Annotated in this window: 8 protein-coding genes; 7 read left to right on the top strand and 1 reads right to left on the bottom strand. The window is 41.2% G+C overall.

Going from position 1 to position 14,358, the window contains the following annotated elements; genetic code table 11:
- Positions 1-1,302: a glycoside hydrolase family 88 protein gene (locus RDN93_RS02725; RefSeq protein WP_308744118.1), complete on the bottom strand. Its 1,302-nt coding sequence runs from the start codon at positions 1,300-1,302 to the stop codon at positions 1-3.
- A gap of 340 nt (positions 1,303-1,642) precedes the next feature.
- On the opposite strand from RDN93_RS02725, the gene RDN93_RS02730 reads away from it, so the two are divergent.
- From RDN93_RS02730 to RDN93_RS02760, 7 genes are all read left to right on the top strand, one after another.
- Positions 1,643-4,834 (top strand): TonB-dependent receptor, encoded by a 3,192-nt coding sequence (locus RDN93_RS02730; protein WP_308744119.1) that lies wholly within the window; start codon positions 1,643-1,645, stop codon positions 4,832-4,834.
- A gap of 7 nt (positions 4,835-4,841) precedes the next feature.
- Positions 4,842-6,761, top strand: a complete 1,920-nt coding sequence (locus RDN93_RS02735; RefSeq protein ID WP_308744120.1) for a RagB/SusD family nutrient uptake outer membrane protein — start codon at positions 4,842-4,844, stop codon at positions 6,759-6,761.
- A gap of 48 nt (positions 6,762-6,809) precedes the next feature.
- A complete protein-coding gene (locus tag RDN93_RS02740; RefSeq protein WP_308744121.1) occupies positions 6,810-8,078 on the top strand; it encodes a BACON domain-containing protein in 1,269 nt (422 codons plus the stop codon).
- A gap of 78 nt (positions 8,079-8,156) precedes the next feature.
- Positions 8,157-10,757: a M60 family metallopeptidase gene (locus RDN93_RS02745; protein WP_308744122.1), complete on the top strand. Its 2,601-nt coding sequence runs from the start codon at positions 8,157-8,159 to the stop codon at positions 10,755-10,757.
- 11 nt (positions 10,758-10,768) lie between these two features.
- Complete coding sequence (locus tag RDN93_RS02750) at positions 10,769-12,361, top strand: glycoside hydrolase 43 family protein (protein ID WP_308744123.1); 1,593 nt, start codon at positions 10,769-10,771, stop codon at positions 12,359-12,361.
- Positions 12,362-12,437: 76 nt separating this feature from the next.
- Complete coding sequence (locus RDN93_RS02755) at positions 12,438-12,803, top strand: hypothetical protein (protein ID WP_308744124.1); 366 nt, start codon at positions 12,438-12,440, stop codon at positions 12,801-12,803.
- Between the two features lie 105 nt (positions 12,804-12,908).
- The gene (locus RDN93_RS02760; protein WP_308744125.1) at positions 12,909-14,348 is read left to right on the top strand and encodes a family 43 glycosylhydrolase; all 1,440 of its coding nucleotides are present in this window, start codon (positions 12,909-12,911) and stop codon (positions 14,346-14,348) included.
- The last annotated feature ends 10 nt before the right edge of the window (positions 14,349-14,358 follow it).

Below are 14,358 nucleotides of genomic sequence, written 5' to 3' on the forward strand. Positions count from 1 at the left end.
TTATAACGGACTTTTTCCATCTAACATTCGGTTATAACGGTGTAAAGCTTCGATGAAATAGTAGTCGGCATATGTTAGCGGAACATCTATTTCTGCATTGTGAGGTACGGTACCCACGCTGTGCATCAGGATAAAGTTTGCGTTTTTACCCAGTTCGGCACGGTAGTTGGCACTGCCCAGTGCATGCAGAATCTGCTTAGCACTTTCCAGATACTTCTTGCTTTTGTTACCTTTGGTATAGGTGCTCAGTTCCAGTAATGCCGAAGCTACGCAGGCAGCGGCAGAAGCGTCGCGGTAGTTGTTTACTGTTTTACCTGCATTGGAGCGGACACCGGGTGTATAGCCTTCTTGATAGGCGTTAAAGTCCCACCAGGCAATCTTATCGGAGGGAAGGTTGGGGTGGTCGAGGTAAAAATCTGCCATTTTTTTCGCTGTTTTCAGGAAACGCTTGTCTTTTGTCTCACGGTAACACATGGTAAATCCGTAAATGCCCCAGGCTTGTCCGCGCGACCAAGCCGAATTGTCGGAATATCCTTGAGAAGTCTCTCCTTTGATGGGTTTGCCAGTTTCTTTATCATAATATATGATATGGAAACAACTGTAGTCTTTACGTACTTGATTTTGCATTACCTTTTCTGCGTGTGCGATTGCCACTTTACGGAAACTTTCGTCGCCTGTCACTTTAGAAGCATGGAATAGTAGTTCCAGATTCATCATGTTGTCAATGATAACGGGGAAGTCATATACTTTGTCACCGTGCCAACTGCGAAATCCGTTCCACGACTGGATGACATTTGCTTTAGGACGGAAGCGTGTACAGAGCGATCGAGCCGATTCCACCAGGATGTCCTCGTAATCGGGTTCCGGTGCGAAGCGGTTAGCATTGCCGTAACTGCAATACATCATGAAACCGATGTCGTGGTTGTCGGTGAAAGTTTTCGCAGGTTCCATCTGCCGGGTGTAAGCCAAGGCAGAATCTTGTAAAGCTCTGTCTCCCGTGTAGTCTGACAGATACCACAGTGTGCCGGGGAAAAAGCCCGCTGTCCAAAGATAGATACTACCTTTACTCGGAGTGCCGTCTTTGCGCATACTGTGTGGCATGATAGCTTTTCCTTTTTCCCCTTGTGCAGGGGACTGCATCATCAGACCGTACTGCTTTGTGGCAAATTCCATGTTTTCCCTGATAAAAGCTTTTTCTGCTTGGGACGTTTGCGCCTGTACTATATTTAGTGAGCACGCCAATGCAGTGAGTACAATCCATCTGGGGCGGATTATAAGATTTTCTTTTGTGGTTTTAATCATATAAAAGATATTTAAATTCAACGCTACAAAGTTAAACAATATAGTATCGTCATAGGGGAAATATTGTGTATTTAAGGGGGCAATAATGTATAGTGTTACTATTTTTTCATTTTACTGCTTGTGCATTTTTTTTCTTGCATTTACAAAGATTTATTTGTATAATCTCTCTTTGTCACCCGTAAATGTTAAAATCAAAGCAGTAAACATAGACTGGAAAATATCCCCCCCCATAAAAAGACATATTCTCCCCTACTATATTTAAAAACGTAGTATGTTTGCAGTGTCAAAACGGAAACATTTATTATTCGAATTTCAAACCTTTTAGTTAATATAAAAAATAATGAAAAACAGAATCACTTTTCAGCTAACAAAAGCTATTCTGCCTTTTTCTTTTCTTCTTTACACGGCATCTATTCATGCTGAAATAGTAAAGGATGATATGGAAAAAGAAGCAGTAAAAATTGAGCAGCAAAGTAAAGTAAAGCAGACAGTAAAAGGTGTTGTCCTTGATGGAAAAACTCAAGAAGCTATTATTGGCGCTTCTGTAAAAGTTGAAGGACAAAACACGGGTACAGTTACCAACCTTGATGGGGAGTTTACAATCTCATGTGGCGTTGGTGACATACTGGCTATTTCATTCATTGGGTACGAGACACAAACAGTTAAAGTGACCAATGTTAAGATGTATTCAGTAGAATTGAATGAATCTACCGCCCAACTAGGTGAGGTTGTAGTAACAGCTTTCGGTGCTGGTCAGAAAAAAGAGTCAATGGTAGGTTCAGTAGAACAGATTAAACCCGCAGAATTGAAAGTTCCTTCTTCGAGTCTGAGTTCTTCTTTTGCCGGACGTATGGCGGGTGTCATTGCCGTGCAGCGTAGTGGTGAGCCGGGTGCGGATGGTGCAAACTTTTGGATTCGCGGTAAGTCTACATTTGGTAGCGGTACAGGCGCATTGATTGTCTTAGACGGTGTGGAGATCAGCAGTTCCGAATTGAATGCTCTCGATCCCGAAGTCATTGAGAGTTTCTCCATTCTGAAAGATGCTACCGCCACTGCCTTGTATGGTACTCGTGGTGCGAACGGTGTGATGATTGTAACCACTAAGTCGGGAAAAGACTTAGACAAGCCCATCATCAATTTCCGTTTGGAAGGTGCTGTTTCACAGATGACACGTGTGCCGGAAATGGCGGATGGTCCCACTTATATTAATATGTTCAACGAATCGTTGGGGCGTGGAGACACAGATGCAAAACCATACGATGTGGATTCATACATGAAATACTACAAGACCAACCCTTACGTTTATCCCAACGTAAACTGGTATGATGAAATGTTCAAGAATACTTCATTCTCCCAACGCGCTAACTTTAATATACGTGGCGGTAGCAAGCGAGTGGACTATTTCATGAGTGTCGGCGTGAAGCACAGCGACGGTAACCTACGTCCCATTAGCAAAAATTTCTTCTCATACAATAACAACATCAACGTCATCAATTACGATTTTGTGAACAACCTGAACATCAAGGCTACTTCCACGACCAAGATTTCTTTGGGACTGAACCTTTCGATAAAAGACTGGAAAGGACCGAACAGTAACGTGAACGATTTGTTTGGTTTGTCCAAAATTTCTAATCCGGTAGATTTTCCGGTTTACTTTCCGGCAGGAACCCCTAATGGACGTAATAATACGGACTATGTGTTGTGGGGCGACAAATACGGTGGTCCGTATACAACCGGATACCGCAATCCGGTGGCGGAATATGTGACAGGCTACAAGACTTCCATGAATACCATTGTGACTGCCAACTTCAAGCTGGAACAAGATTTGAAGATGCTTTTGGATGGATTGAAATTCAGCGGAATCTTCTCGTTCAAAAACAACATGACCTCTGAAGTAAAACGTACATCGGCCTACAATGCGTTTTCTGTTGATAACTTCAACAGTGAAACCGGTGAGTATGATATTAAAAGTACCAATACAACCGAAGTGGCTACCAATGTCAACACTTCCGGATCACAAGGCAGCAACAGAAAGATTTATGTACAAGCGATGTTGGACTACAACCATATCTTCAACGATGTGCATGACCTGAACGTCATGCTGTTGTACAACCACCAGCAGTACAACAACAATATAGTGACAAACTTATATACCTCACTTCCTGAAAGAAAGCAGGGGATTGCCGGGCGTATCTCTTATGCGTATGCCGGAAAATATTTGGCTGAAGCTAACTTTGGTTACAACGGTTCCGAAAACTTCGCCAAAGGTCACCGTTTTGGTTTCTTCCCTTCATTCGCCATCGGATACAACATTGCCGAAGAAGCTTTTTGGGAGAAAATCAAACCGGTCATTTCACGCTTGAAACTGCGTGCCTCATGGGGATTGGTCGGTAACGACCAGACGGGTGCCGGACGTTTCTCTTATATGGAAGACTTGGCCTTGGGTAGCGATCCTTCATTTACCACCGGTTTTGGTTCAAATGTAGTAACAAGAAAAGGCCCGTTATTGAAGCGTGCTTTTAACCCTGACCTCACCTGGGAAATCGGCGAAAAATACAATGCTGGTATCGATCTTCAGTTGTTCGATGCTGTGAATATCAGTGCAGATGTTTTCAAGGAAGTCCGCAGGGATATTTATATGGAGAACACCACCATGCCTGGTTATTTAGGAATGGGCGACACCAAATTGTACGGAAATCTCGGTAAAGTGAAAAACACGGGAGTGGATATGTCGCTCGACTATAATAAACAAATAAACAAAGACTTGTTCGTTTCGTTCAAAGGTACCTTCACATACGCTCACAATACCGTTGTGGAGTATAATGAACCTGCATTCCGCAATTATCCTAACCGTTCGCGTACAGGGCATTCCATTGATCAATACGAAGGATTCATCTCCAACGGATTATTTTCTGATTGGCAGGCTGTTTACGATTGGGCAGACCAATCCGGTCTCGGCTACAACTTCTACGGTCCCGGTGATATCCGTTACGTAGACCAGCCGGATGTGAATGGTAACTATAGTGGAACTATTACTTCTGACGACAAGGTATATTTGGGTAATCCGCAAAATCCGGAGATTATTTACGGTTTCGGTCCTTCTATTAAATGGAAAAACTGGGATTTCTCTTTCTTTTTCCAAGGTGCGGCAAAAACATCGTTGATGATGTCGGGCATACATCCTTTTGGTACAAGAAGCATTAACGGACTTTTCCAATTTATTGCAGACGACCATTGGTCGGTTGATAATCCGAACCCCAATGCCAAATATCCGCGGTTGAGTAAGAAAGACAACACGAACAATACTGAATGGTCTGATTATTGGTTGCGCAATGCCGCTTTTCTGAAGTTGAAGAATGCAGAAATAGGATACACTTTTAAGAATATGCGCTTCTACTTCAGCGGACAAAACCTGTTGACATTCTCTCCGTTCAAGGAATGGGATCCCGAAATGGGTGGAGGTAGCGGATTGAAATATCCTACCCAACGTGTATTCAATGTAGGATTCCAAATTACGTTTAATAAAAAATAAGAATATCATGAAAAAGAAATATATCCAAATGATTTTGACATTTGCATGGATGCCGTTTGCATTTTCTTCCTGCGACTATTTGGACATTGTGCCCGATGAAACCATCAAATACGAAGATGCCTATGAAACTCCCAGTCGGGTATTGGACTTCCTTTACTCCTGCTACGCTTATCTACCCAACAATCGCGGGACATACCCCAATTACTGGCTAGCTTCTTCAGGCGAGTTGATTGCTCCCGAAAGAGAGGCATTGGTCAATATGCTGAGAGGTGACTATGGTCCTTCCAATTTACGAGAGACAAGTAATACGTGGGATAATGTGTGGAAAGGCATCCGTCAATGTCATCTGTTCCTTTCGCTGATAGATAATATCACTTGCATCGATAATAATACACGTGAAGACTATCGCAACGAAGTCAAGTTTCTGGTTGCTTACTACCACTTCCTTTCATTGAGCTTCTACGGACCGACTTTCATCATTGATCACATGTATGCCGAAGATACCCCGACTGTGGAGTATCCAGAAAGAAGACCCTATGACGAGGTAGTGCAATGGATTAGTGATCGGTTGGACGAGGTGATTCCGGTGTTGCCTGACAATTATTCTGGATCAGATTTTGGACGTGCCACTAAATATGCTGCCATGGCCTTAAAATCAAGGTTGTATTTGTATGCTGCTTCTCCATTGTTCAATGGCAATAAAGAAATGTATAACAATTTCATTGATAAAGATGGTAATTACTTAGTATCGCAGACTGAAGACTTGAATAAATGGAAAATATCGGCTGAAGTGACAAAGAGTGCTTTAGATGCAATGGAAGGTATATTCTCTCTATATGATAATGCAGGTGATCCGTCCGATAGCAAACCGGGTTTTGCTAACCAACCCGATCAGCGTCGCTTACGCTATACTATTTTGGATTACGAAGGGAATCCGGAGATTATTTGGGCCGATTGCAGACACGAGGGGCAATATGGTTTCCAACGTCGTACAGTAATTAGAGACCCAGGAAAAGTTTTTAACCATGACATTGGTAATACCATTGCTCCTTCCATGGCGGTAGTGGAAGAGTTTTATACCAAGAACGGGTTACCGATGAATCAGGATAAAGATTTTGACTATCTGGGACGTTATACAGCTGTAGATGTTCCCATTGGTGGAGCTGATGGCAATTTTTATGATCCAGCCGGAGATGCCGGCAAACAAACGCTGAAAGGCAATATAGATCGTGAGCCGCGTTACTATGCATGGATTGGCTTCCATAACGGATACAGTGAAATGGCCTGGTACAATGACAAAGCAACCAACGAAAAGAATGCGGGGCTTCGTGCTGCTCGGATTCAGATGTTGAAAAGTGATGCGCAAGGAAAAGGAAATGCGACAGATGCTAAATACTCGCCATCAGGCTATACCCTAAAGAAATTGGTTCCGCCAGCATGGAACAAAGCGGTTATCGAATATCCCTGGTGCCTGTTCCGTTTGGCAGAACTGTACCTGAATTATGCGGAAGCACTGATTGAAGTGGGTGGTGAAGACAACTTGGCGACTGCAAGAACATACATTAACAAGGTACGCACACGTGCAGGTATTCCTACTATTGAAGAAGCATGGGGTGAACATGGTAAAGACCCCAATTACTACAAGAGTAAAGAGAATATGAGAGCGATTGTGCGCCAAGAACGTAACTTGGAATTGTTTATGGAAGGACACCGTTTCTTTGATTCCAGACGTTGGAAAGTGGCAGAAGATTTTTTGAATTGCCCAGATAAAGGCTTGAATATTGATACCGATGATATAACTAAATTCGGTGAGGTAAAAGAAATATTGATTCCGAGAAGTTTCAACAAAGCGTTATATCTGATGCCGATTCCTGCAAAAGAATTGGACAATAACGAACGGTTGGTTCAAAATCCGTTCTACAATTAATGGTTACGGCAGTTTGTAATCGATATACTAATTTAATAAGTAAAGAATATGAAAATACATAGCTTACTATTTGTTTTTGGTTTGCTATTAGGACTTTGTTCTTGTAGTGAAACTGAAAATACAATTGAAGATTATAGCATTAGTGTTTTTCCCGAAACATTGGAACGCATACCAGCCGAAGGGCAGGCATTTACTCTTACTGCCACTTCCAATCTTAGAGAAAAACTGACGGTGAAATGTCCGAACTGGGTGACTCTTGAGGATACGGAAATCACTCCGGAAGGTGAAGTCTATACATTTAAAGTAGATGCTAACAAAAATGTGGAAAAGAAAAACGGAAAGATCCAGTTTACCGCCCGCGGAGCTTTGAAAGCAGTAGAGGTGACACAGACCGCAGCTCCAGATTACATTAATTTCACTGTGGACAAGAGTGCTATTTCACTTGATGATCAGCAAGTGAAGGAAATAGAAATTACGGTTTGGAGTGATGCCGCAGATAAGAATTTAGATTTTAATGTAACGTGTGAAGATTGGATTACCTTCATTTCAAAAAAAGCTTTCGATAGAGCGTCAATTGACGAAAAACCTGGATGGATTTACATATTCAGAATTGAACAGAATGATGACATTGGAACAAGAAATGGTAAGATATCCTTTGAGAACCCCAATAATATTGGAACTTATAAAATTGTATCAGTGGTTCAACCGGCAGAACCTAACGATGGAGAAATTGATAGGAATTTTACGCCGACTGAGCAAGTATATAAATTGGGTATAGAAAAGGCATATGCTTCCTACGGTACTCGTGGTAACACTCTTGAACCGGAAAATGCTACTGTTCAATTAGTTTGCGATGGAAATCCCAATACTGGCTTCTCTGGTCCTTACGCAAAAGAGGATGCTGTGCTTTATAATCCGGAGGTTTATAATCAATACTTTACTGAATTTCAAAAATGGCCAATGTCACCTGGTACCTTATCAAAGGTATATCCATTGGCTAACGGAGATAATTATCTGATTTTGACATTGGCAAACAATGATGAAAGTATTGATTACATGAAGTTCTACCCGAATAGTAATGCAAATGGTCGGTGGGGAAAGACAGACATTTGGATTTCCACAACTGCAGATGGTAATGACTTTGTAAAAGTTAAGAATCAATTGGACTTCCTATATGTAAACACCGGTTTCGTATGGATTTCTCTCACAAAGAAAGGAATCATAAAGGGAGCCAAACGAGTGAAGATTGCGATATATGATGCCATGGGTGAATATATTAGAGCCAATGAAATAGAATTCTATAGTGCAAGAAACTAAAAACAGATGTAGAATGTGGCAAAAGTTTTGTATTTTCGCCACATCTACTTTTTCATTAATTCGTACTATTATAAAGTTATGAAAATACACAATTTAATTTTATCCATTTTATGCTTGCTTTGCTGGGGTAGCTGTAAAGAGGACGAAAGCGTTGTTCAAGAAATTAATTTCGGTCTTTCTGCCACCACCCAGTCTGTGGGGCAATCGGGAGGAATTTTCACTATTAATGTGACAACCGAATCAGATATCGAAATTACTGTTTCTTGTCCCGATTGGATTAGCGAGGAAAAAGTAACTAAAAGTGAGAAAAGATTGAAGTTTACCTTTTCGGTTGTGCCCAACAACAATGCTAAGCTACGTAGCGGTACTGTGGTATTCACATCAGTACTTGGCAGTACTTCTAAAAGTGTAGAAGTTACTCAAAAAGGTCGGGGAGATTATAATGCCGAAGAGGTGGATATAGACAATCTTCCTTCTGATACAAAGAAGGTGAAGATTATTGGTGCCAAATCATATCAGGGAACGCAGAAAGAAGGTCCGACGAATTATATAGGAGGGACTGTTGATGCACTATTTGATGATGATATTACTTCATTGTTCCAAAGCGCATGGGGTATGGAATGGTTTGGTAAAAACTATGATCCTTGGACAGAGGTCTTCGAGCATTTGAAACCAGAATTGTTAAAAATAGAGTATTATACATTGGATTTCTATTTCGCTGATAATAAGGAAGAGAGTATAAACAGTATGATATATTACCCGCGTTCCCAAAATAACAAAGGAGGCGTATGGGGAAAGTTTGATATCGAAGCATCTACGTATGAAAGTCCCGAAAAGTTCGAAAAGGTAGGTAGTGGAGACTGCGGTCAGAAAGAAGGGGTTATCGCATTTATCAGTTTTGATAAGGAAGTGACGCACCCACATACCATTCGTTTGAAGGTATATGACTCTTACCAAAATTATATTTCGGCAGGCGAAATTGAATTTTATGGTCAAAACGATGTCGCTTTCGACACTACCACACTATTTGCTGACAACATTTGCTCCACACTGAAAACCGATATTACACTGGAGGACATCAACGCATGTGAATATCCGTTCTTTAAGAAAATTGCCACATACATTTATTACAATCGCGATGAATATACACAATTTCGTGTGAATGAATTTAAGGCATATCCGCATCCGGATGTACATGCTAAAGAAAATAAAGTGACTCCTTATGATTTGCTAGATAACGTGACTGGCATCTATGTGAAGGAAGGAAGCACATTAGTGGCTTTTGTAGATAATCCTTCCGTAGAAAGCATTGGGTTGCGTGTAGTCAATTTTGATACTCCGGAGAAAGATGGTTGGTACTCCTATACCAATTATTTATTGCGAAATGGTATGAATAGACTGAAAATGTCGCAAAAAGGACTAGTGTATGTGATGTATCATACATCGGCTTATGAAACAAGTGCCCCCGTTAAAATCCACTTCGCATCGGGAGATGTAAATGGATACTTTGATAACGAGAAGAATGCACCCGAAGATTGGAATAAGTTGCTGACTGCTAATGTCGCGCCACATTTTGATGTAATAGGTAAGTATGCTCACATCGTTTTTCCAGTTAACGATTTGAAGAAAGAGAACGATGGAAAGGGATTTGTGCAGTTCTATGATGACTTAGTGTACAATGAACAGGAGTTTCAAGGTGCAGTGAAGTATGACCGTTTGAGTAAAAATCGTATGCTTTTCAGTGTTTTCTATAGTGATTCTTATATGTATGCTACAAATTATCATACCGGATATAATGTAAGTACCATGGGGAGCATGTGCAGTTTGGAAAATTTGAAACAAGAAAGTTGGGGACCATCACATGAAGTAGGACACATGAACCAAACTCGCCCAGGATTGAAATGGACAGGCATGACGGAAGTCACTAATAATATCCAGTCTTTATATATCCAGCATTTGTCAGGAAATCAATCTCGTTTGGAGAAGAACGGTGACTACGAGCCTGCTATGAATACGGCGTTTGTTGACAAATGCCCGCATATCAAGATCAATTATCCCGGTCGTACGGGTGAGAATGTATTTTGTCAGTTGGTTCCATTTTGGCAATTGTATTTATATATGGTGAAAGTAGCAAATAAGCCAGATTTCTACAAAGATCTATATGAAGAAATTCGTCGTACTGATGCTGATATTGAAAATGCACGTAATGCCGGACAGCATCAGATGGAGTTTGCCTATACCTGTTGTAAGATTGCTCAATTAGATTTGACTGATTTTTTTGAAAACTGGGGATATATACGCGAAGCGGATTGCTCAATTGTAGATTATGGTATGACAGGAATCTACAAAATTTCTGAAACCGATGTGAACAATATGAAGGAGCGCATTAGGAAATTGGGTTTTGCTAAACCGAAACATGATTTTAAGTACATTTGCGAAAGCAATATGAAGACTTATCAGGAGAACGCAACCGTGACAGGCGGAAACGTTATTAGAAGTGGTAATAAGATTCAGGTGACAGGTTGTAATGGCGTGGCCTATAAAGTCTATAATAAAGACAATAATCGATTAGTCTATGTCTCCAACCGGACTTCATTTGAGGCTTCCGAATTACCGACCAACATTGAAGTAAAGGCCGTTGCTCCAGACGGAAAAGAAACCGTATTGAATATGAGATAAAACATTTTTATATGAAAAGAATACTTACACTACTTATCATCCTTTCTTTCATTCCCTTGTTATGGGCACAAAAGAACTATGCTACGAAGAATGTATGGATGCCTGATAATGGTGATGGAACTTTCACAAATCCCATTTTATGGGGAGATTGGGCAGACCCAGATGTAATTCGTGTGAAAGATGATTTTTATTTGATAGGAACTAGTATGCAATACGTCCCCGGGTGTCCCATCCTTCACTCTAAGGATTTGGTCAATTGGGAGATGGCAGGTTATGCTATTGAACGTTACGACGAAGATGAACGTTACGATCTGAAAAATGGTTCACTCTATATGAATGGTTCGTGGGCCAATTCTATTCGCTATCATAACGGTAAATTTTATGTAGGATTTTGTACTCCTGACGGGTGGGGACGGGAAAAAGGTAATTTCTCCATTTGCATAGCCGACAAAATAGAAGGACCTTGGGAACGTACCATTTTCCCGGAATTTATGTACGACCCAGGATTGCTTTTCGATGACGACGGCAAGGTATATGTTGTTCATGGGCAAGGTACACTCTATGTTACCGAACTGAATGCCGACGCAAAATCCGTCAAAGGAAAACCGGTGAAAATCTGGGAAAAGAGATTCAAAAACGCCCACGAATTCGGAGGAGGATTCGGCATGGAAGGTAGCCACGCTTATAAAATAAACGGGAAGTATTATATCACTTGTCCGGCAGGGGGAGGTCAAGGATGGCAAATCTGCCTGCGCTCAGACAACATCTACGGACCGTATGAACATAAGCTGATTATGAATGACAATGACCCATATCCTCCATATGGATTTCATCAGGGAGGTATGGTGCAACTAAAAAATGGAGACTGGTGGTTCATCATCATGCAAGATCGTATGCCTATCGCTCGTACAGCAAATTTGGTGCCGGTGACATGGGTAGACGGCTGGCCGATGTTGGGAGTTAACGGCAAGGATGCGGTGACCTATCCGAAACCAAATGTGGGTAAGACCTACAAAATGAAGGCACCCGCCACGTCGGATGAATTTAACGACAAGAAGTTAGGGCTGCAATGGCAGTGGAACCACAATCCGGATCCTACCCGTTGGTCGTTGACCGAACGAAAAGGCTATATGCGGATTAAAGCGTCGAAAGCCACTAACTTGCACGACGCACGCAACACGTTAACACAACGTACGCAAGGCCCCTTGTCGCAAGGAACGGTAGAAATGGACGTCACCGGACTAAAGAATGGTAATGTTGCGGGATTCGGTATTTTCCAGAAACCATATGCTTATGTAGCCGTAACGCAAAATGAGGGAAAACGCAAAATAGTAATGTGTAATAATGGAGAAACCATAGAAAGCATTGACAACTTTGCAGGTGATAAATTATGGATTCGTGCCCGCGTAACAGACCGTAATTTTGAAGCCCGGTTGTTCTATAGCCTTGATGGAGTAAACTATCGTCCGATTGGCAATGAATTGAAAATGAAAAACGGATTCCGTTGGACTGGAAACCACTTCGGCCTCTTCAATTTCAGCACGACAGAGGAAGGTGTGGAAGGATATGCGGACTTCAATTGGTTCAGATTCATCAACAAATAGTAGTGATAAATGTACAATAATTATACTTCTAAAGATATAAGGTGGATGAGGATAACAAGAAAAAACTGGTTATTAATTGTTTTTTTATTCAGTAGTGTGTGTGGATGCTTTAGGGCAGTCCACCACCTCTACTTACTCTACAATAGAGATAACGGATGAAGTGGAATTACTTAGCCCACAATCTGTCGTCTCGTGGATATCTTCTACTAAGGCTCAAGTGGAAGTGGAAGGTAATCGAGCACATCTGACACAAGATGGTAAGCATTTCTATATGGAAATCATCTCTCCTATAGGAGCTACATTTAAAACTTATATGGCAAAGAATACTTATGAGAATGAGTATCCCATCAAAGGCTATAGTATGTTGGAGGCCGAATGTCGGCTAGATGGAGATGAAAGAAAGATTATGGTACGAATGAGTAGTAAAAGGAGGATGAGATAATTTATTACCGTAGTTTGTTCAAATTTGAATTGACGGAAGAATCAATTCGTTGTGATAAATATGGTTAGTGATATAAGCTTTAATAGAACTATAAAATGCTAAATTATGAGAAGTAAAATACTATTTCCTTCACTCTTAACTTTTTGTTTGGGATTGTCGGCTCAGAATTGTGAGGTGAGTGGTGATATGATTAAACAAACGGCCAAGAAGGTTTCCAGGTTACTTGAGACTAGTCATCGAATGCTCAATCCTATTTCTCCTCCGGGTGTGTATATTGCCGATCCGGAGGCCAGGCAGATGCCTGATGGACGTGTTTATGTATATGGTTCGCGTGATGAGCCGACAAATGTTTGGTGTTCGCATACCTATGATGTGTTATCGACTTCTGACTTGATAAATTGGGATGTGGAACAGCTTTCTTTCGCTACAAAAGGTATAGGAAAGCAAGTTGATTATACCGACCAGTTGCTCTATGCTCCGGATTGTATCTATCACAACGGCAAATACTATTTATACTATTGCCTGACGAATGAAAAGGAAGATGAAGGTGTTGCCGTATCTTCTTCTCCTTATGGACCTTTTAAGGAGGGAAAAGCTATAACAGGAATTCATGGAATTGATCCTTCGGTCTTTATTGATGATGACGGGCAAGCTTATTTATTCTGGGGACAAGCCAATGCTAAAGGAGCGAAACTGAGTAAGGATATGTTATCTATCGAAGGTGAAGTACATGAGAAACTGTTAACCTATAATGAACATGCATTCAATGAAGGCAGTTCGGTTCGTAAACGGAATGGCATCTACTATTATGTATATGCCGGGCATCAGCGTCACGGTGAATCCAATTGTGCTACCCTGAACTATGCTACGGCTACTTCTCCATTAGGTCCTTATACATATCGGGGAGTAATTATAGACAATTGGGGGAGCGACCGGAATCTAGTGAATAATCACGGTTCTATTGCTGAAATAGATGGGAAGTGGTATATCTTTTATCATCGACCTACCCATGCTAGTTCATCCATGCGCAAGGTTTGTATAGAACCCATTGTGTTTAATCCGGATGGAACTATCAATGAAGTAGAAATGACCACCCAAGGTTGTGGGGGGCCTATTAATCCTTTATCGCGTATGGATGCGGCAAGGGCTTGTCTTTTGTCAGGTCATGCTACGGTGGTTGTTCGGCGTCTAGAACATAACGTTCCGGTAGAATATTTATCAGCTATCCGAAATGGTGATTATGCTTATTGGAAATATTTTGATTTTACAGGGGTGAGGGCAAATTCTTTCATCTGTAAAACGTGGGGAAAGAATGCTGCCGGTACTATTGAAATTCGATTGGATAAACCGGATGGGGAACTTATTGGTACTTGTGAATTAAATCCAATGAATGGAGAAGTTGCCTATTCTATTCATAAGGCGAAGGTGAAACCGGTGACTGGTGTTCATGCATTGGTATTGGTGTTCAAGGCAAATGAACCGAATATGACAGAGCGGGATTTCATGAACTTGGAATGGTTTATGTTTGAAAGTTGTGACTATTAATTTAGTCTTA

This window comes from uncultured Bacteroides sp. (genome assembly GCF_902491285.1).
Taxonomy (GTDB): Bacteria; Bacteroidota; Bacteroidia; order Bacteroidales; family Bacteroidaceae; genus Bacteroides.

Bases quoted from the DNA above. Each gene is read 5' to 3' on its own strand.
- RDN93_RS02725 (WP_308744118.1), bottom strand. From the start codon at position 1,302: ATGATTAAAACCACAAAAGAAAATCTTATAATCCGCCCCAGATGGATT.
- RDN93_RS02760 (WP_308744125.1), top strand. From the start codon at position 12,909: ATGAGAAGTAAAATACTATTTCCTTCACTCTTAACTTTTTGTTTGGGA.
- RDN93_RS02740 (WP_308744121.1), top strand. From the start codon at position 6,810: ATGAAAATACATAGCTTACTATTTGTTTTTGGTTTGCTATTAGGACTT.
- RDN93_RS02735 (WP_308744120.1), top strand. From the start codon at position 4,842: ATGAAAAAGAAATATATCCAAATGATTTTGACATTTGCATGGATGCCG.
- RDN93_RS02750 (WP_308744123.1), top strand. From the start codon at position 10,769: ATGAAAAGAATACTTACACTACTTATCATCCTTTCTTTCATTCCCTTG.
- RDN93_RS02730 (WP_308744119.1), top strand. From the start codon at position 1,643: ATGAAAAACAGAATCACTTTTCAGCTAACAAAAGCTATTCTGCCTTTT.
- RDN93_RS02745 (WP_308744122.1), top strand. From the start codon at position 8,157: ATGAAAATACACAATTTAATTTTATCCATTTTATGCTTGCTTTGCTGG.